This window comes from Ralstonia edaphi, from assembly GCF_958350185.1.
Lineage (GTDB): Bacteria > Pseudomonadota > Gammaproteobacteria > Burkholderiales > Burkholderiaceae > Ralstonia > Ralstonia edaphi.
The window spans coordinates 407372-433673 of sequence record NZ_CATWHI010000003.1; the positions used below are offsets into that span (position 1 = coordinate 407372).

The 26302-nt window shown below is 65.6% G+C and carries 28 protein-coding genes; 16 read left to right on the top strand and 12 right to left on the bottom strand.

What is annotated here, in order from left to right:
- From R2669_RS12340 to R2669_RS12350, 3 genes are read right to left on the bottom strand one after another with little or no spacing between them, the layout of a single operon-like run.
- Nucleotides 1–969, bottom strand: coding sequence for an MlaD family protein (locus R2669_RS12340; RefSeq protein ID WP_316874909.1), 969 nt, complete (start codon nucleotides 967–969; stop codon nucleotides 1–3).
- Nucleotides 969–1847 (bottom strand): ABC transporter ATP-binding protein, encoded by an 879-nt coding sequence (locus R2669_RS12345; RefSeq protein WP_316900336.1) that lies wholly within the window; start codon nucleotides 1845–1847, stop codon nucleotides 969–971. Before R2669_RS12345 ends, R2669_RS12340 begins: the two co-directional genes overlap by 1 nt.
- Nucleotides 1844–2968, bottom strand: a complete 1125-nt coding sequence (locus R2669_RS12350; RefSeq protein ID WP_316900339.1) for an MlaE family ABC transporter permease — start codon at nucleotides 2966–2968, stop codon at nucleotides 1844–1846. Before R2669_RS12350 ends, R2669_RS12345 begins: the two co-directional genes overlap by 4 nt.
- A 186-nt stretch (nucleotides 2969–3154) precedes the next feature.
- Between R2669_RS12350 and R2669_RS12355 the strand changes: the two genes are divergently transcribed.
- The 3 genes from R2669_RS12355 to R2669_RS12365 all read left to right on the top strand — a co-directional run bounded on the left by R2669_RS12355 (nucleotide 3155) and on the right by R2669_RS12365 (nucleotide 5795).
- Nucleotides 3155–4036 (top strand): biotin--[acetyl-CoA-carboxylase] ligase, encoded by an 882-nt coding sequence (locus R2669_RS12355; protein WP_316900341.1) that lies wholly within the window; start codon nucleotides 3155–3157, stop codon nucleotides 4034–4036.
- Nucleotides 4033–4914 (top strand): type III pantothenate kinase, encoded by an 882-nt coding sequence (locus R2669_RS12360; protein WP_316888726.1) that lies wholly within the window; start codon nucleotides 4033–4035, stop codon nucleotides 4912–4914. The genes R2669_RS12355 and R2669_RS12360 overlap by 4 nt, the downstream gene beginning before the upstream one ends.
- A gap of 95 nt (nucleotides 4915–5009) precedes the next feature.
- Nucleotides 5010–5795: an SPOR domain-containing protein gene (locus R2669_RS12365; protein ID WP_316888728.1), complete on the top strand. Its 786-nt coding sequence runs from the start codon at nucleotides 5010–5012 to the stop codon at nucleotides 5793–5795.
- A 4-nt stretch (nucleotides 5796–5799) separates the two neighbouring features.
- Here R2669_RS12365 and rfaE2 read toward each other — a convergent pair whose 3' ends face one another.
- Complete coding sequence (gene rfaE2, locus R2669_RS12370) at nucleotides 5800–6297, bottom strand: D-glycero-beta-D-manno-heptose 1-phosphate adenylyltransferase (RefSeq protein WP_027678400.1); 498 nt, start codon at nucleotides 6295–6297, stop codon at nucleotides 5800–5802.
- 74 nt (nucleotides 6298–6371) lie between these two features.
- The gene (locus tag R2669_RS12375; protein WP_004633768.1) at nucleotides 6372–7226 is read right to left on the bottom strand and encodes a ferritin; all 855 of its coding nucleotides are present in this window, start codon (nucleotides 7224–7226) and stop codon (nucleotides 6372–6374) included.
- Nucleotides 7227–7630: 404 nt separating this feature from the next.
- Here R2669_RS12375 and R2669_RS12380 point away from each other — a divergent pair, with 404 nt between their 5' ends.
- Complete coding sequence (locus R2669_RS12380) at nucleotides 7631–8326, top strand: glutathione peroxidase (protein WP_316900343.1); 696 nt, start codon at nucleotides 7631–7633, stop codon at nucleotides 8324–8326.
- On the opposite strand, the gene R2669_RS12385 is transcribed toward R2669_RS12380, so the two are convergent.
- The 5 genes from R2669_RS12385 to R2669_RS12405 all read right to left on the bottom strand — a co-directional run bounded on the left by R2669_RS12385 (nucleotide 8327) and on the right by R2669_RS12405 (nucleotide 13609).
- The gene (locus tag R2669_RS12385) at nucleotides 8327–9511 is read right to left on the bottom strand and encodes a patatin-like phospholipase family protein (protein ID WP_316900345.1); all 1185 of its coding nucleotides are present in this window, start codon (nucleotides 9509–9511) and stop codon (nucleotides 8327–8329) included.
- 3 nt (nucleotides 9512–9514) lie between these two features.
- Nucleotides 9515–10402, bottom strand: a complete 888-nt coding sequence (locus R2669_RS12390; RefSeq protein WP_316900347.1) for a PhaM family polyhydroxyalkanoate granule multifunctional regulatory protein — start codon at nucleotides 10400–10402, stop codon at nucleotides 9515–9517.
- 56 nt (nucleotides 10403–10458) lie between these two features.
- Nucleotides 10459–11277, bottom strand: a complete 819-nt coding sequence (locus R2669_RS12395; RefSeq protein WP_316900349.1) for an enoyl-CoA hydratase/isomerase family protein — start codon at nucleotides 11275–11277, stop codon at nucleotides 10459–10461.
- A gap of 80 nt (nucleotides 11278–11357) precedes the next feature.
- Complete coding sequence (locus R2669_RS12400; RefSeq protein ID WP_316900351.1) at nucleotides 11358–12521, bottom strand: ABC transporter substrate-binding protein; 1164 nt, start codon at nucleotides 12519–12521, stop codon at nucleotides 11358–11360.
- 83 nt (nucleotides 12522–12604) lie between these two features.
- On the bottom strand, nucleotides 12605–13609 hold the full coding sequence (locus tag R2669_RS12405; protein ID WP_316900353.1) for an LLM class flavin-dependent oxidoreductase: 1005 nt from the start codon (nucleotides 13607–13609) through the stop codon (nucleotides 12605–12607).
- Nucleotides 13610–13712: 103 nt separating this feature from the next.
- On the opposite strand from R2669_RS12405, the gene R2669_RS12410 reads away from it, so the two are divergent.
- Complete coding sequence (locus R2669_RS12410; RefSeq protein WP_316888736.1) at nucleotides 13713–14621, top strand: IclR family transcriptional regulator; 909 nt, start codon at nucleotides 13713–13715, stop codon at nucleotides 14619–14621.
- 3 nt (nucleotides 14622–14624) lie between these two features.
- Here the strand turns inward: R2669_RS12410 and R2669_RS12415 are convergent, their stop codons facing one another.
- Nucleotides 14625–15617 (bottom strand): fumarylacetoacetate hydrolase family protein, encoded by a 993-nt coding sequence (locus tag R2669_RS12415; protein ID WP_316900355.1) that lies wholly within the window; start codon nucleotides 15615–15617, stop codon nucleotides 14625–14627.
- Between the two features lie 82 nt (nucleotides 15618–15699).
- Here R2669_RS12415 and R2669_RS12420 point away from each other — a divergent pair, with 82 nt between their 5' ends.
- From R2669_RS12420 to R2669_RS12435, 4 genes are all read left to right on the top strand, one after another.
- Nucleotides 15700–16572 (top strand): IclR family transcriptional regulator, encoded by an 873-nt coding sequence (locus R2669_RS12420; protein ID WP_316888737.1) that lies wholly within the window; start codon nucleotides 15700–15702, stop codon nucleotides 16570–16572.
- Nucleotides 16538–17674 carry a DUF3108 domain-containing protein gene (locus R2669_RS12425; protein WP_430708788.1) on the top strand — a complete coding sequence of 379 codons (1137 nt, stop codon included), beginning with the start codon at nucleotides 16538–16540 and terminating at the stop codon, nucleotides 17672–17674. The genes R2669_RS12420 and R2669_RS12425 overlap by 35 nt, the downstream gene beginning before the upstream one ends.
- A gap of 1 nt (nucleotide 17675) precedes the next feature.
- Nucleotides 17676–18515, top strand: coding sequence for a 3-oxoadipate enol-lactonase (gene pcaD, locus R2669_RS12430; RefSeq protein WP_316900357.1), 840 nt, complete (start codon nucleotides 17676–17678; stop codon nucleotides 18513–18515).
- A 314-nt stretch (nucleotides 18516–18829) separates the two neighbouring features.
- A complete protein-coding gene (locus tag R2669_RS12435; protein ID WP_147213979.1) occupies nucleotides 18830–19087 on the top strand; it encodes a BTH_I0359 family protein in 258 nt (85 codons plus the stop codon).
- Nucleotides 19088–19198: 111 nt separating this feature from the next.
- Here the strand turns inward: R2669_RS12435 and R2669_RS12440 are convergent, their stop codons facing one another.
- Complete coding sequence (locus R2669_RS12440; RefSeq protein WP_316888740.1) at nucleotides 19199–19591, bottom strand: rhodanese-like domain-containing protein; 393 nt, start codon at nucleotides 19589–19591, stop codon at nucleotides 19199–19201.
- A gap of 151 nt (nucleotides 19592–19742) precedes the next feature.
- Between R2669_RS12440 and R2669_RS12445 the strand changes: the two genes are divergently transcribed.
- From R2669_RS12445 to R2669_RS12475, 7 genes are all read left to right on the top strand, one after another.
- Nucleotides 19743–20783 carry a homocysteine S-methyltransferase family protein gene (locus tag R2669_RS12445; RefSeq protein ID WP_316900359.1) on the top strand — a complete coding sequence of 347 codons (1041 nt, stop codon included), beginning with the start codon at nucleotides 19743–19745 and terminating at the stop codon, nucleotides 20781–20783.
- Nucleotide 20784: 1 nt separating this feature from the next.
- Entirely contained in the window at nucleotides 20785–21138 is a 354-nt protein-coding gene (locus R2669_RS12450) for a bleomycin resistance protein (protein WP_316900361.1), read from the top strand.
- Nucleotides 21135–23873, top strand: coding sequence for a methionine synthase (gene metH / locus R2669_RS12455; protein ID WP_316900860.1), 2739 nt, complete (start codon nucleotides 21135–21137; stop codon nucleotides 23871–23873). Before R2669_RS12450 ends, metH begins: the two co-directional genes overlap by 4 nt.
- Nucleotides 23874–24114: 241 nt before the next feature.
- Nucleotides 24115–24540 carry a hypothetical protein gene (locus R2669_RS12460; RefSeq protein ID WP_147213976.1) on the top strand — a complete coding sequence of 142 codons (426 nt, stop codon included), beginning with the start codon at nucleotides 24115–24117 and terminating at the stop codon, nucleotides 24538–24540.
- Nucleotides 24541–24850: 310 nt separating this feature from the next.
- Entirely contained in the window at nucleotides 24851–25483 is a 633-nt protein-coding gene (locus tag R2669_RS12465; RefSeq protein WP_009277190.1) for a response regulator, read from the top strand.
- Nucleotides 25484–25585: 102 nt separating this feature from the next.
- The gene (locus R2669_RS12470) at nucleotides 25586–26026 is read left to right on the top strand and encodes a response regulator (RefSeq protein ID WP_147213975.1); all 441 of its coding nucleotides are present in this window, start codon (nucleotides 25586–25588) and stop codon (nucleotides 26024–26026) included.
- Between the two features lie 70 nt (nucleotides 26027–26096).
- Nucleotides 26097–26237, top strand: coding sequence for an entericidin A/B family lipoprotein (locus R2669_RS12475; protein ID WP_147213974.1), 141 nt, complete (start codon nucleotides 26097–26099; stop codon nucleotides 26235–26237).
- Nucleotides 26238–26302: the final 65 nt, after the last annotated feature.

The window sequence follows — 26302 nt, forward strand, 5'->3', positions numbered from 1 at the left end:
TCAGGGCTGGGCCGAAGCGCGGGCGGCGGGTGCGGTAAAGCCCGTTTCACCGGGGCCGGGCGCGGCGGGTGCGGGGCCAAACAGCACGCTTTGCGGCCGGGCGTTGAAGTCGGTCACGGCATGATCGAAGCCGCGCACGGCCTGGCGGGCCTCACGCGCAAAGCCATTGAGCTGCGGCAGCGTTTCGTACGTCAGCACATTGGCGGCGGATTGCATCGACTGCGTTGCCGCCGTCAGATCCGTGCCGGCACCGGAAAGCGTCGTCATCAACGGCCCCTTCGGATCCGACAGCGACTGCGTGAGCTTGCGCGTGGCCACCAGCGTGGAATCGAGGTTGTCGGCAATCTGCGGCAGGCGGCGCATGGTCGGTTCAGCCTGCTGTGCGAGCGTGCTGTAGGCGTCCATCGTCTTCTGGAACGATTGCAGCGACGCGGTGACCTGCTGGCGATGCTCGTCGTCAAACATGATCGACAGCGAGCTGAGCGTCTGATCGAGCTTGGAAAGCATCTGGTCGCCGCGCTTGTCCAGCTCGTCGAGGAAGCCGGCTTCCATGCGGATGCGCGCGGGGTTCTTGTCTGATGTAGCGAGGTGCGTCGGGTTAGGCGCGCGCTGGCTGTTGTCGAAGCCGCGGTCGTCAAGCTGAACATAGGCGAGACCCGTCACGCCCTGATAGGCCAGTCGGCCGTACGTGGTGGTGGTGATGGGCGCATCCTTGTCGACCAGCACGCGCACGACGATCTGCCCCGGCACCTTGTCGTCAAAGCGGATGCTGTCGACCTTGCCGACGTCCAGCCCGCGGTACTTCACAGAAGCTTGCGGGTTGAGTCCGTTGACGGTCGAACGCGTGACGACGTCGTACGGCAAGCGCACCGTCTGGTCGCGGTTGAACCACATGACGGCCAGGCCGATGAAGATGACCAGCCCGATCGTGAACAGCCCGGCCAGGAATGCGTGGGCCTTGTTTTCCATCAATCCTCCTGCGTCGAAAGCGAGGCTGCAGCCACCGCCTCCGTCATCTGCGGGCCCAGCGCCATGAGGGCCCGTTTGCCCCGTTCACCGAGGAAGTATTCCTTGATGAACGGATGATCGATCTGAATGATCTGGTCCAGCGGCTTGGCCGCCAGCACCTTGCGATCCGCCAGCACGGCAATGCGGTCGGACAGTGCCACCAGCGTGTCGAGATCGTGCGTCACCATCACCACGGTCAAGCCCAGTTCCTGGCGCAACTCGCGGATAAGCGCGACGTAATCGTCCGACGCGCGCGGATCCAGCCCGGCCGTCGGCTCGTCCAGAAACACCAGCTCGGGCTCCAGCGACAACGCCCGCGCCAGCGCCACGCGCTTGATCATCCCGCCCGACAGGTCCGACGGCATCTTGTCGGCATCGGTGGATTTGAGCCCGACCATCTGCAGCTTCAGCATCGCCACGCGCTGGATGAACGCATCGGGCAGCGTGCGCAACTCGCGCATCGGCAACGCCACGTTGTCGATCACGGACAACGCCGAAAAAAGCGCGCCATGCTGGAACTGCATGCCCCAGCGGTTGCGCATCGACTGCAGATCGTTGCCGACCTGGCAGGTCAGTTCTTCGCCAAAGATGTGGATCGTGCCGGAGGTGGGTTTCTCCAGCCCCACCACCTGGCGCAGCAACGTCGTCTTGCCGCTGCCCGACCCGCCGACGATGGAAAGCACCTCGCCGCGAAACACGTCCAGATCGATGTTGTCGAGCACGGTCACCTTGCCGTAGCGCTTGGTGACGCTGCGCACTTCAATCACGCGTTCGCGCGCGGGCGTGATTGCCGCCGGCGCCGCTGCGTGCTCGATGTGAGGATGGCGGGGCCGCGTCATATCCCGACGTCCTTGAAGAGGATGGCGAACACCGCGTCTGCCAGGATGACGATGGTGATCGACACCACCACCGACGTGGTCGTGCCTTCGCCCAGGCTCTGTGTATTGGGCTGGATGCGCAAGCCGAAGTGGCACGCCACCAGCGCGATCAGCATGCCGAACACCACGCCCTTGCCGATGCCGAGCCACAGGTTGGCCACCGGCACCGCATCGGGCAACGAAGTGATGAAATACGTCGGGCTGATATCGAGCTGGAACTTGGCCGCCAGAATGCCGCCCGCCAGCGCGAGCAGATCCGTCCACGCGACAAGCAGCGGCATGGCGATCGCCAGCGCAATCACCTTGGGCAGGATCAGCCGGAAGCCGTGCGAGATGCCCATCACGCGCATCGCATCCAGCTCTTCGGTCACCCGCATCACGCCGATCTGCGCCGTGATGGCCGAGCCCGAACGCCCCGCCACCAGAATCGCCGCCAGCACCGGCCCAAGCTCGCGGATGATGGCCATCCCCAGAATGTTGACGATGAAGATGCTGGCCCCGAATACGCGCAGCTGGTTGGCCGACAGGTAGCTCAGCACGATGCCGATCAGGAAGCCGACCAGCGCCGTGATGCCCAGCGCCTTGTAACCGGTGCTGTAGATGTTCGCGGAGATCTCGCGCCAGGGCCCGCGATGCGGCGCACGCAGGAACCTGCCGAAGTCGAACACCAGCTGCCCGACCATGGCGATGCCGTCGCGGGCATGATCGAAGAACTCGAGCATGCCTTCGCCCAGGATCGCCAGGGGGTTCATGCGCGGGGCCAGGCGCTGCTTCCAGCCGCCCGGGTCGAGCTTGGCAACGCGATCGAGCATGCGACGCTGGTCGGGCCGGGCGTCCAGGTGTTCGGGCCACTGGTTGCCCCACGCGCGCCAGAGCAGTTGCGCGCCAAAGTGGTCGATCCGGCCGACTTCAGTCAGGCACCACGCGTTGGCGTTGTCCAGCCCGGCGCGGATCTGCTGGCGCGCGCCGCGCACGCCGGCGCGTTCGGCCAAGGCAAGCGTGGTCCAGTCGCCGGAGAGAAAGGCGACGGAACGTCCATCGACAACGCGTACCTCGAGCTGCGGTGTACGGCAGGTGATCAAACGGTTCTCCGTAAGCGGTGATGCCGGATATCGGTCGAATTGTAGCCAACGCGCCGCCAAACGCTGTCACACTGGCTGCCACACTGTGAGGCCTCTGCGTCGCTTGAAGCAAGCGCCGGGCCCGTGTTTGCAACGCTGCTCGTACAATGCGCGCATTCTTAGCGCGAACCTGATCGCCCGTTTTTTATGTCTCTTGCCGAACCCTCCGCGCGGTGGCGCCTTGCGCGCGAGCGTATCCAGCCCAGCGGCCCGGCTGCCGGCTGGCCTGTCGATGTGGTTGAAACCACCGGCTCCACCAGCGCAGATCTGATGGCCGCGGTGCGCGAGGCCCCGTGGCCCGCCAACACGGCGATTCGCGGCCAGGCCGGCACTGCGCCGCTGCTCGGCGCCCGCGTGCTTGCCGCGCAGCGCCAGACGGCAGGACGCGGCCGCCAGGGGCGCCCATGGGGAGGCGACCACGGCCTGACCTTCTCCGTCGCCTGCGCCTTTGCCGGTGAGCCTGCGCAACTCGGCGGCCTGAGCCTAGCCCTGGGTGTGGCCGTGGCCGACGCCGTGGCTGGATACGCGGAAGCGCGGGGCGGCAGCGGACAGGCGCTCGGCCTCAAATGGCCCAACGACGTGCAGATCGCCGGGCGCAAGCTGGCCGGCATCCTGGTCGAGACCGTGCGCAAGGAACCGGGCCAGACCTGGGCCGTCGTCGGCATCGGCCTGAACCTGGAACGGCCACGCGTGTTGGAGACCACGCTCGGCCGCGGCCTGTCGGGCGTGGAAGAACTGGTGGATGCGCCGGAACCGAACGCCGTGTTCTCGGCGCTGCTCACGACGCTCGGTGAATACCTGCAGCGCTTCGGCGCACAGGGCCTGGCGCCGTTCGTGGCGCCGTTTGCCGCCCGCGATGCCTTTGCCGGCGAACGCGTGCGCCTGTGGCAGGACGGCACCGTGGTGCTCGAAGGCGTGGCGCATGGCATCGACGCGCAAGGCCGCTTGGCGATCGAATCCGGTGGACGGGTGCAGTGGGTCCACAGCGGCGAGGTTTCCTTGCGCAGCGCAGACGCGGAGCAGCCATGACACGCCTGAAGGCCTCTGCCGCGCACGCCGCCCCCGCCCGTCCGCTGTTGCTGATCGACGCGGGCAATACGCGCATCAAATGGGCGTGGATTGCCGGTGGTGCCGATGCCGAACTCGCCCTGCCGGAGGAGCCCGGCGGCACGCCCTGGCAGCATGCCGGCGCCCGCGCGCACGATCGATTGGCCGAACTGGTGGAAGACTGGCGCGATTGCCACGCCGCCGGCGTTGCGCCGCCCGAGGTGTGGATCAGCGCGGTGGCCGGTCCGGCACTGCGCGATGCACTCACCGCGCGCATCGCCCGCGTGTTCGACGGCGCGCGCGTGCGCATTGCGGCATCGGAAGACGCCACCGCTGGCCTGCGCAATGGGTATCGCGACCCGTCGCAGCTCGGCACTGACCGATGGGTCGGCGCGGTCGGCGCCCGCCATCTGTGGCCCGACACCGCCCTTCTGCTCGTGACGGCCGGCACCGCCACTACGCTCGACATCGTCACGCCGGATGGCCTGTTTGCCGGTGGCCTGATCCTGCCCGGCCTCACATTGATGATGCGCGCGCTGTCCCGCAACACGGCGCAGTTGCCCGAAGTCGATGTCAGCTACCTGAGCGCGGGCGACGTCGTGGCACCGCCCTGGGCCGACAACACGCAGGACGCCATCGCGCTGGGCTGCGTCATCGCGCAGGCGGGCGCGATTGCGCAGACGTGGATGGCACTGCAAAAGCAGCATCCCGGGCCGGCACGCTGCGTGCTGAGCGGCGGGGCGCGCGCTGCGCTGGGGCCGCATCTGCGCATGCCGTTCCAGATGCACGATAATCTCGTGCTGCTTGGCCTGCAGGTGCTGGCGCGCGCGAGCCGGGAAGGTGCCGCGACGCTGGCGTAGTCTCACTTGGCCGCGCTGTCTTCGTCTGACGTCTTACCGTTGCTGCTGTGTTCCTGCATTCCGAACCACCGTCCGAATCCACGTCCGTTCGCACCATGACGCTTCGCCTCGCCCTGCTGCTCCTGCTGCTCGTCAACGGCGTTCTGCTCGCGGCCAATACCGGCGTGTTCGGGCCCGAAGTGTCCAAGGCGTGGTTCGAAAGCGAGCGCGAGCCTGACCGCATGCGCCGCCAGATCCGTACCGAAGAGATCCGCATTCTCGAGCCGGCACCCGCTTCTGCCCCAGCCGGCGGCGTACCCAAATCGGCGCCGGGCTCGTCGTCAGCCGCTTCCACGCCTGCCGCGTCGGGCCCACAGGCCAACATCGAACGCACGGCTCTGTCCACCGCCACCACCGCTGACAGCGGCGGCAGCTGCACCGAACTCGGCGGCCTGACCGAAGCACAGGCCACGCGCGGCCTCGATCAGATCAAGCAGCTGCCCGGCGTGCAGGTTGAGCGCATCACGCGGCAGGAAGACAACCGCTGGTGGGTCCACATGCCGGCCCGCGACACGCGCGACGACGCCGATCGCAAGGTGGCCGAACTCAAGCGCCGCAACGTGGCGGATTCAGCCATCGTGCAGGAAGGCAATACGTTTGTGGTGTCGCTGGGCCTGTTCCGCGACAAGGAGCGCGCGCAGCAGCGTCTGGACGAACTGCGCGCCAAGGACGTGCGCACGGCCGTGGTCACGCAAACACGCCGGCTTGGCGCGCAGACCACGCTGCGCGTGACCACCACCGCCGATGCGGCTTCGGGCGTCGCAGCCCAGCTGGCCGCGCTGAAGAAGACCCTGGGCGCCGAAGACCTGCACGCTTGCGCGGCGGTCACGGCATCGCGCTAAACGCTCAAGACGTCGCGCGCACGCGCTTGAGCAGCGCCGTCGTCGAGCGATCGTGCTCGAATGGAATCGCCAGCGCCGTGCCGCCCCAGCTGCGCACCACGCGCGTTTCTTCCAGCGCATCGATGTCGTAGTCGCCGCCTTTCACGTAGATGTCAGGGCGCACGCGCTTGATGAGTTCGACCGGCGTGCGCTCGGCAAACAACACCACCAGACTCACCGCTTCGAGGGCGGCCAGCACGGCCAGGCGATCGTCCTGTGTGTTGAGCGGGCGGTCGTCGCCCTTGCCCAGCATCCGCACCGACGCATCGGTGTTCACGCCCACCACGAGCGACGCGCCAAGCGCACGCGCCTGCGCCAGATACGTGGCGTGACCGCGATGCAGGATGTCGAACACGCCGTTGGTGAAGACCAAGGGGCGCGGCAAGGCGCGCACGCGGGCTTCCACATCGGCGGCGTCGCAGATCTTCTGTTCAAAGGCGGGCGCGGGCTGGCGAGCGGTCATGGCGAATGCGAAATCGGAGTGGAAAACAAAACGGCCCATCGAATCGATGGGCCGCTTGCTGCCAGTGGCAAGGATCAGGCAGCTTGTTCGGCCGAGCCGAGCAGACGTGCGTTCAGTTCCTTGCGATAGCGGTTCAGGTCTTGCACGGTTTCGAAGGTGCGCTCGAACAGCAGGCCCATGTTGTGCAGGATGCGCTCGATGACCTTCTTTTCCCAGCCGGCGTCGAACTTGATCTGCTCGTCCAGCCAGTGCTCCAGCCAATCCGGGTTCGGCAGGCGCGACTGCACCGTGTCTTGCGGGAACAGCGCCTTGTTGACGTGCAGGTTGGTCGGGTGAAGCGGCTTTTCGGTGCGACGCGCCGATGCCATCAGCACGCCGATCTTGGCGAATGCGCTGCGCGCGCTGTCGCCAAACTGGCCGAGGTACTTCTTCATGTAACGCAGGTAGGCGCCGCCGTGGCGGGCTTCGTCCTGCGACAGATGCTTGTAGATCGCCTTGATGACCGGCTCGGTGTGCCATTCGGAGGCACGGCGGTACCAATGGTTCAGGCGGATTTCGCCGCAGAAGTGCAGCATCAGCGTTTCCAGCGGCGGAGCCGGATCGAATTCGAAGCGCACGTTGTGCAGCTCTTCTTCGGTCGGCACGAGGTCCGGACGGAAGCGGCGCAGATACTCCATCAGCACCAGCGAGTGCTTCTGCTCTTCAAAGAACCACACGCTCATGAAGGCCGAAAAATCGGAGTCGTGACGATTGTCACGCAGGAACATCTCGGTGGCCGGCAGGGCTGACCACTCGGTGATGGCATTCATCTTGATGGTCTGCGCTTGCGCGTCGGTCAGCAGCGACGCATCGAACGTGTCCCACGGAATATCCTTTTCCATATTCCAGCGGACCGCTTCCAACGACTTGAACAATTCGGGATAGAGCATGGTAAGCCTTTGAATTTGCAGGCGGATTCTAGCAGACATGCTTGACCGGGCCCTGTTTTTCGTGGTTGCCCGAGCAAAGTTCTGTGTCTGCCCGTTTCCTCGTGACAACAGGCCTGCCGATGCCACAGTTGCAAGGTGGCTTGGCGACCCCCTGACGCACGACGCAGTCGCGCGTTGTCTCGCGGTACACCGCGATGTGATCGGCAGCACGCGGCCACCGTCTTTTGTGTCGGACCGGGTCATCGCCCGGCGAGTTCTTCAGTATAGAAAGTGCAGCGATCCGTGCGGCGGATGGCGCGCCACGCATACCGCACATCCCACATGGGGCGACCCCGGCGCGTTATACCCTAGACTGAAGACAAACTCCCGCTCGCCCGCTGAGCGTCCGCTTTTGGAGGATCGCCATGTTGTTTTCTGCCACCGCGTCCGCACGTCGTCCGCGCCTGCAACTGCACACGTCGGGCGTCCTGCGTCGGCACCATCTGCTCATGATCGCCATTGCGATTGCCATTGCGGTCATCGCGTTGCTGCTGCCGCGCACTGGGCACGCTGCGACGGCCGGCGTCGCCCCTGCAGCACACGCGCCGGCCACTGCAGGTGCCTGCCCCGCCAGCCTGAATTTTCGCGTCAAGCGCCTTCAGGACGACGCGCCACAAGACCTTTGCCAGTACGCCGGCCGCGTCGTGCTGGTCGTCAACACCGCGAGCTATTGCGGCTACACGCATCAATACGAAGGGCTCGAGGCGCTGTACGCAAAGTACCGTGACAAGGGCCTGACGGTGCTGGGGTTTCCGTCCAACGACTTCCAGCAAGAACCCGGCAACAGCAAGCAGATCGCCGACTTTTGCTACAACACGTATGGCGTGAAGTTTCCGATGTTCTCGAAGACGGCTGTGGTGGGGGCGAGCGCGTCGCCGCTGTATGCGTGGCTGGCGACGCAGACGGGCCAGCCGCCCAAGTGGAATTTCCACAAATACCTGCTGGACCGCACCGGCCGCGTGGCGGCCATGTTCCCGAGCAGCGTCGAACCGAGCGACCCGGCGCTCATCAAGCGCATCGACGCGTTGCTGGCTGAACCGTCGACACGCTCGTCGCGCTGATCAGGCTGCGCGCATCGTATCCGGAATCGCGCCGTACAGGAACGCCGCCAACTCATCGCGGCGCGCCTGCACATCGCGCTCGCCCAGGTCGATCAATTCCTGCGTGAACTCCGGCTCAAAGAGCAGATAGCTGGCGAATGCCGCCCCCCGCGCCTCAGTGCCGCCCAGCGGCTTGAGCAGTGCGCGGACCGTGCCCGGCAGGCGCTGCACGTGGCGCGAGGCAATCAGTTCGATGCGCTCGGACGGCGCCATGACCAGCACCTCGATCTTGCGCCAGCCGTCGCGTGCGTCGGCAATCTCGGGGTTGCGGGCCACCATGGCGTTGACGTGTTGCAGCCGCTCGATATCGGCCGAAAGCCCGTCGAGAAAGATGCTCGCCAGCGCCTGCCCGGCAATCTGCGCCAGCGACGGATAACCCGACGCCGGTACCGTGTCGTACCAGCCCGGCTGCGAGCGGGACGCGGCACCCACCACCAGAATGCGATTCGCGCCCAGATGAATGGCGGGGCTCAACGGCGACATCTGCCGCATCGTGCCGTCGCCGAACCATTCGTCGTTCCCTTCGAGCGGCACCGGCTCGGCCGGGAAGACGAACGGGATGCTCGACGACGCCAGCATGTGCGACACGCCGATCTGATCCGACACCGCAATCCGCTGCGACCGCCGCCACGGCAGCACGACGTGCGGCGATTGATAGAACGTGACGTGACGCCCCGTGGTGTAAGACAGCGCGGTGATGGCCAGCGCGCGCAGCGCTCCGGCGTCGAATGCGGCCTGCACCTGCTGACCGTCGTGTTGCGATTCAAGCAGCTCGCGCAGCGGTGTGTTGTCGAACAGCGCGCGCGGCGTGCGGCCGGTCATCCAGCCGAACGCCAGTGCGGTCAGCCAGCGCGCGCCGCTGGAGCCGACGCGGCCGACGTCCGTGCGATAGACGCGATCGGCATGCAGGCTGCCCCAGAGCTGGGTCAGCGCCTCGGTAGCGAGCATGAAATCCTGCGCGCCCCGTGCGAGGCCCAGACTGTTGATCGCGCCCGCCGATGTCCCGCAAATGACGTCGAACGGCGTGCGCGCCACATCCGGCGCATACTCGCGCGCCAATCCTGCGATGCCGCGCAGCACACCGACCTGATAGGCGGCACGCGCGCCGCCGCCCATCATCAAGAGTGCAGTGCAGTCTGTCGACATCGATCAGGGCGCGTCGTTGTTGGGTTTATGCGATGCAGATTTCGCGGGCGTTTTCTTGGCAGCGGCCTTTTTGGTGGCGGGCTTCGCCGTCTTGCCTGCAGGCGTCTTGGCGGCCGGTTTCTGCGCCGACTTAGCGGCTGCCCGTTTGGGCTTGGCGGGCGCCGATGTGCCTTCGATGTCTTCCGGTGCCGCATCCAGGCCTTCCGCGCCCGGGGCGCCGCCAAACCCGGGGAAGCCGCCCGGGAAGCCCGGCATCAGGTTCTGCGGCATCGGCATGGCCGCCGCCGCGGAGCTGGCGATCTGGTTGAACTGCTGCTGCAGCATGTTCCACCACGGTGAAGGGTCAAGCGCGGCCGCGGCGGCGCGGGCGGCTGCTTGGGCCTGCGCAGCGGCCTGGGCTTGAGCCTGGGCATTCTCGGCGCGGGCTTCGGCCTGATCGTCGTCGGTGTCTTCTTCCGCCTCGTCTGCGTCTTCAGGCGGTTCGTCTTCGGTCGGCTTGGTCGTGGCGGCGGTGTGCGGCCAGGCAGGTTTGGATTCCTCGTCGGAAGACGATGCGGACGAGGACGCGTCCGGCGTCAGCCCGTCGAACGCAGATTTCATGGCCTCGGGCGACAGTGCGGAGCCGAACGTCTGCAAGGCCACCAGCGTGGCGCGCTGCACTTCCAGGCCCTGGATTGCCGTGCGCAGCAGGCTGGCGTTCAGTTGCAGCCAGCTCTCCACGGCGCGCAGGTCGTGGATGCGCTTGTCGATTTCCTCAAGATCCATCGGCGGCGCGGCAAAGCTTGCCATGTTGGGCATGCCGCCACCGGCCATGCCGGCAAAGCCGCCACCCCACAGCTTGCGCAGGAATTCAAAACCGCCTTCGGCGAAATTGGGCATCTGGGTGAACATGGTGTCTCCTACAAATCGGTCGGGGGTCGGGCGCGCTTGCGAGTCTTCATCTTCAATCACGCGCCGTCGAACGTGGGCGGACGTTTCTGGCGCAGGCTCGTAATGCCCTCGCGCACGTCGGGGCCCGCAAAACCCATGAATTCAAGCGCCAGCGACGTATCGAAACTTGGGCCGGCCATGCGCAGCCAGTTGTTCAGCGCATATTTGGTCCAGCGGATCGCCGTCTGCGAACCGGCCGCCAACCGCTCGGCGACTTCGAACGCGCGGTTCACGAGTTCCGATTCGGGCACGGCCAGCGAAACCAGCCCGATGCGCTCGGCCTCCTCGCCCGTCATGGACTCGCACAGCAGCAGGTAATACTTGGCCTTGGCCATGCCGCACAACAGCGGCCAGACAATCGCGGCATGGTCGCCCGCCGCCACGCCCAGGCGCGTGTGGCCGTCGACGATGCGTGCGTCCTTGGCGGCGATCGAAATATCGGCCAGCAATCCGGCGACCAGCCCTGCCCCCACGGCCGGGCCGTGCATGGCGCTGACGATCGGCTTGTCGCAGTTGATGACGTTGTAGACGAGGTCGCGCGCCTCGTGCCAGACGCGCGTGCGCACCTCGAAGTCGTCGGCCATCTGCTCGACGAGATGCAGATCGCCGCCGGCCGAAAAGCCCTTGCCCTCACCGCGGATCAGCGCGACGCGCACCGACGGCTCGGCGGACACGTCGCGCCAGATTTCCGCCAGCTCGCGGTGCAGGCCGGCATCGGCGGTGGACAGCTTGCGGTTGGCCGACTGCGCCGCACCCATCACGATTTCGAGGATCGGGCCGTGCTGGACGAGCGTCAGCGCCTGGTAGCGGGCAAAGCGGGGAGCGAGCGAGGTCATGGCGTCCGAGGTAATGGATCAAGCATAGCGGATGAGACTGCGCGTGCAACGCGGAATGTGCGCCATCGTCACCGTCACTGTCACTTCGCGGTATCGGCCAGGTGCCATTGGCCGCGGCGGATCTGCGCCATCACGCGGGCACGTTGGTCCAGGCCGACGTGGTCCTGCGGGCTCATGTTGACCACGCCGGTGCTGGTCGGCAGATCGCGCACCTGCTCCAGTGCGTCGCGCAGCGCCTCGCGAAAGGCCGGCGTGCCCGGCTTGGCGCGCTTGAGCGCCACCGGCACCGCGCGCTGCAACAGCAAGCCGATGTCGCCCGTGTAGGCGGCGAAGATCGAGACGCTGCCCTTGCCAAAGGCGGCCTCGTAGCGGCGCGCAAAATCCAGCGCCTGCTTCTTGGCCGGATTGGCGTCGGGCAATTCGGCGGCAACCATCACGGGGCCGGTCGGCACGTAAGCGCCTTCGCAGTCCTTGCCGCACAGCTTGACGAAATCGTTGTTGGAAACGCCGTGGTTGAAGTAAATCTTGCCGGTGTAACCACGCTCGGCCAGCGCGCGGGCCGGCAGTGCGGCGGGCGTTCCGGAGCCGCCAATCACCACCGCGTCGGGCTTGTTGGCGAGCAGATGCAGCACCTGCGCGGTCACGCTGTTGTCGGTGGGCGAAAAACGCTCGGTATCGGTAATGCGGATGTGCTTGAGATCGGCAAAGCGCTGGACCTCCGCGAGAAAGGCCTCGCCCAGCGCGTTGGCAAAACCGATGTAAGCGATGGTCTTCACGCCGTGCGCGGCAGCGTGCTCTGCAATGAGCGAGGCCATGTGTGAGTCCGAATGCGGCGTCTTGAAGATCCAGCGCCGCTTGGCATCCATCGGCTCGATCAAGCGGGCGGATGAGGCCAGTGAAATTACCGGCGTCTTGCCTTCGGCCGCCGCGTCCATCATCGCCAGCGTATTCGGCGTCGTGGAGGAGCCGACGATCACGTCCACGTTCGACTCGCTCATCAGCTTGCGTGTGTTGGTGACCGCGCGCGTGGTGTCCGATGCATCGTCGAGCACGATCACGTCGACTTTTTCACCGCCGATCTCGCGCGGCCACAGCGTGGTGGCGTTCTTCTCGGGCTGCCCCAGCGACGCCTGCGGCCCGGTGGCCGACACCGTGACCCCGATGCGAATATCCGCCAGCGCGGCGGAAGACAACAAAGCCAAACCAGCCAGTACGCCTGCGTGTCGCCGCTTCGGTCGCTGCATTGGGGTCTCCTCCCGTGGTTTGGCAGTGAGCGTAGCGGTTTTGCGACGGTTTGGCGATGCGGAGTCTCCCAGGCTGGACAGGTTCAGGCAGCGAGCGCCGTGATGCCGGCGCGCGGCAGCGCATCCTCCACCAACGCGCGCATCGATTCGAGCACGGCCGATTGCGGCATCAGCCCGAAGTTGTGCAGCGCCATCACATGGTCGACGCCCATGTCGGACAGCTGCGCGAGCTTTTCAGCCACCGCGTCGGGCGTGCCGAACAACGACAGGCCGCTGGCGAGCACATCGTCGTACGTCTGGCGACGCGCGTAGAGCCGCGTGGCGACGTACAGGTCGAATGCGTCGGCGGCCGTTGCACGCACGGCGGCTTCGGTCGGGCCCACATGCGTGTGCAGCGCGACGGCCGCCATGCCGCGCGTGTCGGCAATGCCGGCTTCGGCCAGGCCGCGCCGGTAGTCGTCCATCAACGTGCGGATGTCCTCAAAACTCTCGACCGAGGCATACGGCACGAACAGCATGCGCCGGCCCTGCCGGCCAATGTGATACGCCGCCTCGCGCCGCAGGATCGCCACGTGGATCGGCACGCGGGCCTGCACCGGCAGCACGTTGAGGCGCACGTCGCGCAGCGTGTGGAACTGGCCCGCGTGGTGCACGCGCTCGCCGGAAAGCAGGCGCTCGACAAGCATCAGCGCTTCGTCAAAGCGCTCGCGCTTGATGGCGGGGTCGACGTCGTAGCCTTCGAACTCGTGCTTGAGGTACCCCGAGCCCACGCCCAGCGACAGCCGCCCGCCCGAAAGCACATCGACCATCGCGTAGTTCTCGGCCACCGTGGCCGGATGGTGGAAGGTCAGGATCGAGATGGCCGTGCCCAGTCGCAGGCGTTGCGTCTGCGCGGCCAGATGCGACAGGAAGACCCCAGGATTGGGGACGGCGCCGTACTCGTGAAAGTGATGCTCGGCCACCCAGAAGGTGTCGTAGCCCAGCGCTTCGGCGTGGCGCGCCTGGGCAATGACGTCTGCGTAGAGTTGCGGCAGACTGCGGGGCCGGTCGGGGTAATGGTCCTGCACGGAAAAGATCGACAGCTTCATGGCGTCTCCCGGGTTTGAGGTCTTTTCCAGCGCGCAGGCCGCCGCGCCGGTTGTATCTTTTTACGTAACGCGTATCTTATAAAGCGACATCCGAGACTTCAAGATGCCCATCGACGACCCGCTGCCGCCGGATACCTCACCCGAAGACCTGCCCACAGAAGACGCCACGCCGGAACGCACCAGCGCCGGCATCCAGTCCGCCGAGATCGCGCTGAGCGTGCTTTCGGCGATGGCGCATGCCGGGGGCGCCCATGCCGTCTCCGAACTCGGTCGGCAGCTGGGCATGCCGCGCGCGAAGGTGCACCGCTATCTGGTGTCGCTGGAACGCATGGGTTTTGTCGAGCAGGACCCGGCCTCCGCCCGTTACCGGCTGGGCGCGCAGGCGTTGCACGTGGGGCTGTCGGCGCTGTCCGACGTGGATTTCGTGCGCGAGGGCAGCAACCTGCTCCCCAAGCTGGCCGAGCGGCTGAACGAAAGCGTGTTTCTGTCGATCTGGACCGCGCGCGGCCCTGTCATCGTGCGGTGGGAAGACAGCGGCCGGCCGGTGGCGGTCAATGTGCGGGTGGGCTCGGTCATGCCGCTGCTGAATTCGGCCACGGGCCAGGCGTGCGCCGCGTGGGTGCCCGAAATCCAGATCGTCTCGCTCATCGACCGTGAATTGCGCGGGCCCGGCGCCGGCAAGGCGGGCCTGACCGACTGGCTGAACTGCCGCGCGCGCTGGCAGGCGGTGCGGCAGGAAGGCGTGGCGCGTATCGGCGGGACATTGGTGCACGGCATTGATTCGGTGGCCGTGCCGGTGCTCGATTCACAGGGCAAGCTGGCCGGGGCGATCACGGCGCTGGGCTTGTCCAGCGTGTTCGATTCGAGCCTGGAAGGGCCTGCGTCGCGGCTGCTGCGCGAGGCCGGGCGGACGCTATCGCTGCGCCTCGGGTATCACGGGCAGGCGCTGACGGCCGGTGCCGCCGCGCCAAAGCGGGGGCGCCGCCCGAGGACGGCACCCGAATCCGCTTAAGCCTTACGCTTGCGTGCCCGGGGCAACCACTTCCTGGTCGATCGCCCCGAAAATCGACACGCCGTTGGCGTCGAACATCTCGATCTTCACGGTGTCGCCGTAGCGCATGTATTCGGTGACGGGCGCGCCGGATTCGATGGTTTCCAGCATGCGTTTCTCGGCAATGCACGCGTACCCCTTGCTACGGTCCACGTTCGAAATCGTGCCGGAGCCGACGATGCTGCCCGCACGCACGTTGCGCGTCTTGCAGATATGCGCGATCAGCTGGCCGAAGTCGAACACCATGTCGGTGCCGCACTCGGGCTGGCCAACCTTCTTGTTGTTCCAGCGCACCGTCATCGGCAGATGCACCTTGCGTTCGCGCCAGGCCTCGCCCAATTCATCGGGCGTGACGGCCACGGGTGAAAACGCCGTTGCCGGCTTGCTCTGGAAGAAGCCGAAACCCTTGCTCAACTCAGCCGGGATCAGATTGCGCAGCGACACATCGTTGGCGAGCATGATCAGGCGGATGCCCTCGGCGGCGGCGGCCGGCTCGGTGCCCATCGGCACGTCGCCGGTGATGACAGCGACCTCGGCTTCGAAATCGATGCCGAACGCCTCGCTGCGGCAGACGATGGGGTCGTGCGCGCCTGCCAGATCATCCGAACCGCCCTGGTACATCAGCGGGTCGGTCCAGAACTCGGGGGGCATCTCGGCGCCGCGCGCCTTGCGCACCAGTTCAACGTGGTTCACATAGGCCGAGCCATCGGCCCACTGATACGCGCGCGGCAGCGGCGCCATGCAGTTGGCCGGGTCGAATGCAAACGGGTGACGCGCGCGGCCCGCGTTCAACTGGTCGTACAGATCCTGCAGTTGCGGCGCATGGAAGGCCCAGTCGTCGAGCGCGCGCTGCAGCGTGCCGGCGATATGCGTAGCGAAGTGAGCGGTCTTCAGGTCGCGCGAGACCACGGCGAGTTGGCCGTCGCGCGAGCCATCCTTGAGGGTGGCGAGTTTCATGTGCGTTGTATGGAGAAAGGCTGCGCGGATGGTACACCGAGCATCGGCTAAACTGGCCCGAACCGATCCCTGACCCGTCACCATGTCACCGCTGCCCGCCGACACCGATCTCGACCTGGAGCCCGATGCCGATGGCGAGCTGGATGCGCCCGCGCGCTCGGGCATCCAGTCCATCGAAGTCGGCTTCCGGCTTCTGGAAGTGCTCACGCACACCACTGGGCCGATGATGCTGCGCGACCTCGCGCGTGCCGCGCCCATGAACCCCGCCAAGGCGCACCGTTATCTGGTGAGCTTTGCGCGGCTGGGGCTCGTCACGCAAACGCCTGAGGGCCGTTACGACCTCGGCCCGTTCGCGCTGGAAATGGGTTTGGTGAGCCTGAACCGGCAAGATCCGATGCGCCGCGCCCGGCCCGCCGCCGCTGCGCTGCGCGACGAAATCGATCACACCATCGGCCTGGCCGTCTGGGGCAACCAGGGCCCGGCCATCGTCCACTGGGAAGAAGCGAGCCATCCCGTGACGGTCAGCCTGCGCCTGGGGGATGTGATGCCGATGCTGAACTCCGCCACCGGCCGCGTGTTCGGCGCGTACTTGCCGCGCGCGCAAACGCGCTCGTTCGTCCAGCGCGAACTCGATCGCATTGCGGCCAAAGGCGAGTCCGGCGACACCGAGAACCCGGAGCTGCCGCAAACGCTCGAAGCCTACGACGCCATCTGCGCCGACGTGCGCTTGCACGGCGCCTCGCGCATCCACGGCGGCGTACTTCCGGGCATCAACGCGATGTCGCTGCCCGTATTCGACGCCAACGGCCAACTGTGCCTTGCGCTGATCGCGCTGGGCGCACAAAGCACCTTCGACACCACCTGGAGCAGCCCGCTGGAGCGGCGCTTGCGGCTGGCCGCACAACAGCTTTCCGCCGACCTTGGATACGTTGCCCCCAACGCCCCGCAATCCTGACGAACTGAGTACCGACGGCGTGCCATCGCGCAGGCGCCGTTTCCATCGGCTTGGCCGTCTCGGGGTCGTGCTATTGGCCGTGCTTGTGCTGCATGTCATTGCCGTCGTGTGGATCGCGCGCACCCGTCAGGTGACGTGGCCGCCCGCGCCGGAGCAGATCATCCCCGCCCTGTTGCTGCAACCGGAGCCGGTGCAGCCGCCACCGCCTCCGGCCGCGCCCAAGCCCCAGCCTGCTCCGAGTCGTCCGCACCCCCAGGTCGCACCCGCCCCAGCGCCGGCTCCCACCCCGCTCGCGCCCGACGTGGCAAGCATGGACCCATCCGAGTTCACGAGCGCCGGTGCCCAAGCCTCTGGCGATACCGGCGTGATCACGGATCTTAGTGGCGAAGGCCCGAGCGGGCCGCCCGCTCCGCCGGGGGATGCCTTTGCACTGCCGCCCTCCGCCACGCTGCGGTACGCCACCTACGTCAACGGCGTGCGCAACAAGGACGGTGTGATCCGTTGGGCCACCGATGGCAAAACTTACACGCTGGCCGTGGAAATTCCCTTGCCGCTGTTCTTCGGCACGCTCGCGTTTCGCAGCGCCGGCATCGTGGCTGCGTATGGCCTGACGCCCATGCGGTACGAAGAAGTGCGCGGCCGTCGACAACCCGACGTCACCACGTTCCACTACGCGGCCGGCACCCCACCGGCGTCCGGCCCCCAGAGCGCCTCCACCGTCACATTCACACGCACGCCGGCCGTGCTGCCCTTGCCCGAGGGCACGCAAGACCGCTTCAGCGTCTTCCTCCAATTGACCGGGCTGGCGCGCGGTGCCCCGGAGCGCATTGCCAGCCCGGGCCTCACGCTGGAATTCCCGATCGCCGATACCGACAGCGTGGAAGTCGCCCGCGTCCAGCACATCGGCGAGGAGAGCGTCGACACGCCGAACGGCACGATTCGTGCGCAGCACTTCATACGGCTGCCGCGCCGTGCAGACGACAAGCGCCGCGTGGAGATCTGGCTGTCCCCCGATCGCGGCTGGCTGCCGGTACGCCTGCGCCAGACCGAGCCCAACGGCATGCAGTTCGATCTGGTCTACCAGTCCCAGGAAGGAGGCTGACATGGACGCCAACGCCCTCTCCAATTCCGGCACGGTGCACGCCAACGACATCGACATCCACTACCGCACCGATGGCGCAGACGGGCCATGGATCGTGCTCGCCCATGCCTTAGGTGTCGACAACGAACTGTGGGACAGCATCGCGCAGAAGCTGGCCAGCCGCTACCGTGTTCTCCGCTACGACGCACGCGGCCACGGCAAAACCAGCGCCCCGCATGGCCCTTACACGCTGTTCCAGATGGCGGACGATGTGGCCGGCCTGCTCGATGCGCTGTCGATTGAACAGGCGCATTTCGTTGGCCTGTCGATGGGCGGCATGGTTGGGCAGGTCCTCGGCGTCCGGCACCCGCAGCGGCTGCGGTCGCTCACCCTGTGCGACACCGTGTCCTACACGCCCGTGTCGGCGCACGCCATGTGGGACGAACGCATCGGCCAGGTGGAAGCACACGGGATGAGCGGCATTGTCGAACCCACGATGCAGCGCTGGTTGACCACACCGTTTCGTGAGGCCCATCCCGACGTAGTTGAACGCATCCGCAACCTGCTGCGCGCCACGCCGCCCCACGGCTATGTCGGGGCGTGCCTGGCCATCAAGGCGCTCGACACACGCAGCTCACTGGCGCGCATCGCGTGCCCCACGCTCGTCATGACAGGCGAGCAAGACACCGGCGCGCCCGTGGAAGCAGCACGCGAAATCGCCTCGCACATTCCCGACGCACGTTTGAAAGTGATCCCGCATGCGGCGCACCTGGCCCCTATCGAACAGGAGGATGCCTTTCTCGCCGATCTGGATGAGTTCCTCGGGCACGCAGGATGCGGGAGTCAATGTCACACGCCATGAGGCCTGCTTGCCTTGCCGATAGTTGCAGGCGCCCCGCACACGGCCCCTCGTCTACCGGCCGAACGGCGGAAGGGCGCTTGCTTCTTTCGGTGCAGGACAGGAAAGGTCTTGTTACGCGATCACAACGCACGTCACACATTTCGCCTCGCGTTCGCGAACTTTGTGACCGATCATGAAGCCGAAGGGGTAGATGAAACGGTCATGAGGCGGGAGCTGATCGGCCCTTGAAGTCGTGATGGTGGGCCCCATCTACCCGGTGCAGCAGTAGAGCAGTCCCCACAACAGCAAGACGATTGACGCCTCGGAGGTGCACCATGCAGATGATCTACAACAGCGACAACTACTGTGTTGTTGAGTTCGGTGTAGACGGCCAACACGCCATTCTGGCAGCGGGCGGCTACGAGATCGTGGACAAGAACCTCAAACGTGAGATCTTCCTCGGGGGCGAGCTGGCCGAGCATTTCCGCGAGGACGTGAAAAAGCTGATCGCCAGCGAGCCGACCGTTGAAGAAGTCGACGATTTTCTCGGCAAATTCGACACGGTGATGACGCAACCGGTCACGATGCACTGATGTACTCCGCGGGCGCAACGGCCCGCCACGCGAACCAACCAAAACGCCCGGAGCATGGCGCTGCCGGGCGTTTTTCATGTGCCGACCGGCTATGGCGATGATAGCTTCGTTCTAGCACTGCTCCCACGGCAGGCCGGCATGGCGCCAGCCGTTGAGGGTGTTGCGATGGCGCGTGCCGTCCAGATCGCCCTCGAAGCCGTGGCGGACCACGTAGACATCCCGGAAACCCGCCTCTTCCAGCGCATGCGCGGCAGCCGCCGAGCGATTACCGCTCCGGCAAATCAGCACAACGGGGCGCTCGACGCCATGGCCGCTCAGTTTGCGCACGGTCGGCACGAATTCGGGGTTCACTTCCCAATGCGGGCCGTCGTTCCACGAGACATGGTGGGCGCCGGCCGGATGGCCCACGAACAGGTGTTCCATTTCGCTGCGGCAGTCGACAAACAGCGCGGCGGGTGTGCGTTCCAAGAAGGCGTGAGCGTCTGCGGGATCAAGCAATTGCATGGCGGGCATCGGACGGGCAAATGACGTGATGTGGATTATAGGAGCGCGATTGCCCACAACGGCGGCAAGTCATTGATGCGACTGGTAAAATTCTCCTTTGGCCGCAAATTTTGAATATTTGACCGGCCGCTGCACCTCGGAGTCCCTCCTCATGACCGCGCCCCTGCCCTACACCCGTGCCGCCAACCTGCCCGCGCTGTTGCGCGACCGCATCCTGATCCTGGACGGCGCGATGGGCACCATGATCCAGCGCTACAAGCTGACCGAGGCGCAATACCGTGGCGAGCGTTTTGCCGACCACCCGATCGACGTGAAGGGCAACAACGAGCTGCTGGTACTCACGCGTCCCGATGTCATCCGTGAGATCCACGAGCAGTACCTTGCTGCCGGCGCGGACCTGATCGAAACCAACACCTTCGGCGCGACGACCATCGCGCAGGAGGACTACAAGATGGCGGATCTGGCGTACGAGATGAACGTCGTGGCCGCCCGTCTCGCACGCGAGGCCTGCGACAAATACAGCACGCCCGACAAGCCGCGCTTCGTGGCAGGCGCCTTCGGGCCGACGCCCAAGACCGCCAGCATTTCGCCCGACGTGAACGACCCGGGCGCCCGCAACGTCAGCTTCGACCAACTGCGCGACGCGTATTACGAGCAGGGCAAGGCGCTGCTCGAAGGCGGCGCGGACGTGTTCCTGGTCGAGACCATCTTCGACACGCTCAACGCCAAGGCGGCACTGTTCGCCATCGATCAGCTCTTTGAAGACACCGGCGAGCGCGTGCCCGTGATGATCTCCGGCACGGTGACCGACGCCTCGGGCCGCATTCTCTCGGGCCAGACCGTCGAGGCGTTCTGGAACAGCCTGCGCCACGCCAAGCCGATCACCTTCGGCCTGAACTGTGCGCTGGGTGCGGCGCTGATGCGTCCGTACATCGCCGAGCTGGCGAAGATCTGCGACACGGCCGTCTCGTGCTACCCCAACGCCGGCCTGCCCAACCCGATGAGCGACACGGGCTTCGATGAAACGCCTGACGTCACGTCCAGCCTGGTCGACGAATTTGCTTCGGCCGGCCTGGTGAATCTCGTGGGCGGTTGCTGCGGCACCACGCCCGAGCACATCAAGGCGATTGCCGAGCGCGTGGCCAACCGCAAGCCGCGCGCATGGCCCGGCCAGTATCTCGAAGCCGCCTGACATGAACGCGCGCATCGACAGTACGATCCCGGTGCTGGCCTCGCTGGACCTGCAGGAATCGGCCCGCTTCTACACGGAGCGGCTCGGCTTCACGCAGGAACTGATCGCCGACGACTACCTGATCGTCAGCCGCGATGGCGCCGAAATCCATTTCTGGCTGTGCGACGACCGCCGCATTGCCGAGCACACCTCGTGCTACCTGCGTGTGCCGAGCACGCAGGCCCTGTTTGAAGAATTCACCGCGCGCGGGCTGGAGCTCGCGCCGCCGGCGGTGCGTCCGTGGCGCATGAAAGAGCTCTACGTGATCGACCCGCACGGCAACCTGCTGAAGCTCGGCGAATACGCCGCCGCCTGACCGAACCCCGCACCATCATGACCGACCACCCCATGCGCCTTTCCGGCCTCGAGCCGTTCAACATCGGCGAGAGCACGCTGTTCGTCAACGTCGGCGAGCGCACCAACGTCACCGGGTCCAAGGCGTTTGCGCGCATGATCCTGAACAGCCAGTTCGACGAGGCCCTGGCCGTGGCACGCCAGCAGGTCGAAAACGGCGCGCAGGTCATCGACATCAACATGGACGAGGCGATGCTCGATTCGAAGGCGGCGATGGTGCGCTTCCTGAATCTGATCGCCTCGGAGCCCGACATCGCGCGCGTGCCGATCATGATCGACTCGTCCAAGTGGGACGTGATCGAGGCGGGCCTGAAGTGCGTGCAGGGCAAGGCGATCGTCAACTCGATTTCGCTCAAGGAAGGCGAAGAACAGTTCGCGCACCACGCCAAGCTCATCAAGCGCTACGGCGCGGCCGCCGTGGTGATGGCCTTTGATGAGCAGGGCCAGGCCGACACATACGCGCGCAAGACCGAGATCTGCAAGCGCAGCTACGACTTCCTGGTCAACAAGGTCGGCTTCCCGCCGGAAGACATCATCTTCGACCCGAACATCTTTGCGGTCGCCACCGGGATCGAAGAACACAACAACTATGCGGTGGACTTCATCGAAGCCACGCGCTGGATCAAGCAGAACCTGCCGTACGCGAAGGTGAGCGGCGGCGTGTCGAACGTGTCGTTCTCGTTCCGCGGCAACGACGTGGTGCGCGAGGCGATCCACACCGTGTTCCTGTACTACGCGATTCAGGCGGGCATGGACATGGGCATCGTCAACGCGGGCCAGTTGGGCGTATACGAGAACCTCGACCCCGAACTGCGCGACCGGGTGGAAGACGTGGTGCTCAACCGCCGCCCGGATGCAACCGACCGCCTGCTGGAAATTGCAGACCGCTACAAGGGCGGTGGTACCAAGCGCGAAGAAAACCTCGCCTGGCGCCAGGAGCCCGTGGAAAAGCGGCTGGCCCACGCGCTCGTGCACGGCATCACCGACTACGTGGTCGAAGACACCGAAGAAGTCCGGCAGAAGATCTTTGCCGCCGGCGGCCGTCCGATCCAGGTCATCGAAGGCCCGCTGATGGACGGCATGAACATCGTGGGCGACCTCTTCGGCGCCGGCAAGATGTTCCTGCCGCAGGTGGTGAAATCCGCCCGCGTGATGAAGCAGGCGGTGGCGCACCTGATTCCGTTCATCGAAGAAGAAAAGCGCCAGATTGCGGCGGCGGGCGGCGACGTGCGCTCGCGCGGCAAGATCGTCATCGCCACGGTCAAGGGCGATGTGCACGACATCGGCAAGAACATCGTCACCGTCGTGCTCCAGTGCAACAACTTCGAAGTCGTGAACATGGGCGTGATGGTTCCGTGCAACGACATCCTGGCCAAGGCGAAGGTGGAAGGCGCGGACATCATCGGCCTGTCGGGCCTGATTACGCCGTCGCTCGAAGAGATGGCCTACGTGGCGTCGGAAATGCAGCGCGACGAATACTTCCGCGTGAAGAAGATCCCGCTGCTGATCGGTGGCGCGACGACGAGCCGCGTGCATACCGCCGTGAAGATCGCCCCGAATTACGAAGGGCCGGTGGTCTACGTGCCGGACGCTTCCCGCTCGGTGAGCGTGGCATCGAGCCTGCTGTCCGACGAAGGCGCCGCACGCTACGTCGAAGAACTGCACGCCGACTACGATCGCATCCGCACGCAGCACGCCAACAAGAAAGCCACGCCGATGGTGTCGCTGGCCGCCGCGCGCGCCAACAAGACGAAGATCGACTGGAGCAACTACACGCCGCCCAAGCCGAAGTTCATCGGCCGCCGCGTGTTCCGCAACTACGACTTGAACGAACTGGCGCAGTACATCGACTGGGGCCCGTTCTTCCAGACGTGGGACCTGGCGGGCAAATTCCCCGACATCCTGAACGACGAGATCGTCGGCGAATCGGCCCGTAAGGTGTTCTCCGACGGCAAAAGCATGCTCGCGCGCCTGATCGCCGGGCGCTGGCTCACGGCCAACGGCGTGATCGCGCTGCTGCCGGCCAATACCGTCAACGACGACGACATCGAGATCTACACCGACGAATCGCGCTCGGAAGTCGCGCTTACCTGGCGCAACATCCGCCAGCAGAGCGAGCGCCCGATCATCGACGGCGTGATGCGTCCGAACCGCTGCCTGGCCGATTTCATCGCACCGAAGAGCACCGGCATTGCCGACTACATCGGCCTGTTTGCCGTCACGGGCGGCATCGGGGTGGAAAAGCGCGAGAAGCAGTTCGAAGCCGACAACGACGACTACAGCGCGATCATGCTCAAGGCGCTGGCCGACCGCTTTGCCGAAGCCTTTGCCGAATGCCTGCACGCCCGCGTGCGGCGCGACCTGTGGGGCTATGCCGCGGACGAGACGCTCGACAACGATGCGCTCATCCGCGAGGAGTACAAAGGCATCCGCCCCGCGCCCGGCTACCCGGCCTGCCCCGAGCACACCGTCAAGCGCGACATGTTCCGCGTGCTCGACGCGCAGGAGATCGGCATGGGCCTGACCGAGGCGCTGGCGATGACGCCGGCCGCGTCGGTCTCGGGCTTCTACCTGTCGCACCCGGAAAGCACGTACTTCACGCTGGGCAAGATCGGGCAGGATCAGGTCGATGACATGATCGCCCGCAGCGGCGAAGACCGCGCCTTTGTAGAACGCGCCCTCGCGCCGAATCTCTGATTCTGTGACAAGACGTTTAAGACATGGCGTGATCCACACTGTGTCTTACGTCCGCAAACCCTTGCCGGTGTTGGCTTTGTCGACGTTTCAAGAGGGGCGTGCCTTACATTACAAAGGCTTACACCCCCTAACAGTCGTAACCGGAAGGGCTCCATAGACTGAACCCATTCACTCAACACACACAGAGTGATGCCGCGACGAATCCCTCGCGTGGCCGTTCAGAACGAAAGGAGTCTCTTCCATGAACAAGCTGCTGATCTCCCTGTCCGCCATCGCCATCGCTGCTGCTTCGGCTTACGCCAACGCGCAAACCCCGTCGGCCGGCGCATCGCTGCAAACCAACGGCACGGCTGCCGTGGCCCCGGCGCAAGGCAATGCCGGCGCAGGCCTGAAGGCCGATGCGAAGTCGGACGGCGGCGCCAAACTGGACACCGAGCCCGCCAAGAGCCAACTGAACACCAAGGCCGAGCACGGCGCCAAGGCGGCGCACGAGCGCAAGGCCAAGACGCAAGCCGGCGTCGACAAGACCGCAGACAAGGTCGGCAAGTCGGTCAGCAAGACGGAAAAGTCCGCAGAGAAGTCGGGCAAGGCTGCCCAGGCTGATACGGGCGCGGGCCTGAGCGCCGACGCCGGCGCAAACGCCGCCGCGACTACCCAGACGAAGTAACACGTCACTGCGCAGAACTGCCGGCCCCGTCCGGCAATCCTGGCTACCCTCTGGGGCGGAACTCTTCCGCCCCATTTTCTTTGGCCGCACGCGCCCAGGCACGCCGATTGCTCATTGGGAGGCATCGACATGTTGCGATTCATGCACATTCCCGAGGTCTCTTATGGAAACGCAGACAACTTCCCCTGAACACGCTGGCACGAGGAGCCCCGGTTTGGCGCAACAGTCCGATACAATTGCTGTCGTATCGAACCAACAAGCGCAGCGCGCGGCGTCGGATAGACCGCCCAGCGCGCTCATAAGGAGCAGCATGATTCGCGTCCTGATTGCGGACGACCACGAGATCGTCCGTGCCGGCCTTCGGCAGTTCCTGTCCGAAGAGCGGGACATCGAAGTCGCGGGGGAAGCGGCCAGCGGGGAAGAGGTGATGGAGCAACTCCGCACCGGCGCCTTCGACGTCGTGGTGCTCGACATTTCCATGCCCGATCGCAACGGCATCGACACGCTCAAGCTGGCCCGCCAGCGCCATCCCGATCTGCCGGTGCTGATCCTGTCGACCTTCCCGGAAGACCAGTACGCCATCAACCTGATCCGCGCAGGCGCATCGGGCTACCTGACCAAGGAAAGTGCGCCGGACGAGCTGGTCAAGGCCATTCGCACCGTGTCGCAAGGCCGTCGCTATGTCAGCCCGACCGTGGCTGAGCTGCTGATTGGCGGCCTGGAAAAGCCGACCGATCAGCCGCTGCACCAGACCCTGTCGAAGCGTGAATTCCAGATCTTCTGCAAGCTGGCACGCGGACAATCGGTATCGATCATCGCGGAAGAGCTCTTCCTGAGCGTCAAGACGGTCAGCACGTACCGCACGCGGATTCTGGAAAAGATGGGCATGAAATCCAATGCCGATCTGACGTATTACGCCATCAAGAACGGCCTGGTCGAGTAGCCGCCGGTGGAGCGCCAAAACCCCTCGGCGCGCCGCAAACCCAACTGGCATGTAGGACAACGCCTGATACCACCTCGGCAACCCGCTGGCTAACATCAACCCATGCTGGATCAAGCCGTCACCCTCTCCGCCCGTGGCCTGCGTGTCCTCCTGATCGAGGACTCCCCCGTGCTTCGCGGCATGGTGCTGGAATACCTCAAGGCTTCCGCCTTCGTGGCGACGGTCGAATGGGCAGACACCGAAGATCTGGCGCTCGGCCTACTCGGGCAGGGCAACTACGACGTCGTGATCGTCGACCTGCAATTGCGGCAGGGCAACGGCTTCAAGGTCCTCCAAACGTTGCGCGATCAAGCGTCGCCCAGCGTGCGTATCGTCTACACCAATCACGCGCAAGTGCCGACTTACCGGCAGCGCTGCTTTGAAGCCGGTGCCAACTACTTCTTCGACAAATCGCTCGAGCTCGACAAGGTGTTCGAGGTGATCGAAGAGCGCGCAGGCGTCGGCCGCCCCCGCCAGCAGCCCGCGCAGCATTTCCACCCCTGAGATTCTTCGCGCGCTGCATCTGCCGTCGCGCCGCGCGCTCAACGCCATTTCTCACCCCAAGGAGCGTTCGATGAAGACCTTGTGTGCCGCACTTGCACTGACGTGTATGTTCCTGGCCGGCTGCAACACCATGGCCGGCGCCGGCAAGGACATCCAGACCGGCGGTCAGAAGCTGGAAAATTCCGCCGACAACGCCAAGCAGAAGATGTAACGCCTCCACCGGCCACATCGCCTAAACAAAAAGCCCCATCGCGGGGCTTTTTTGTTTGGGTGATG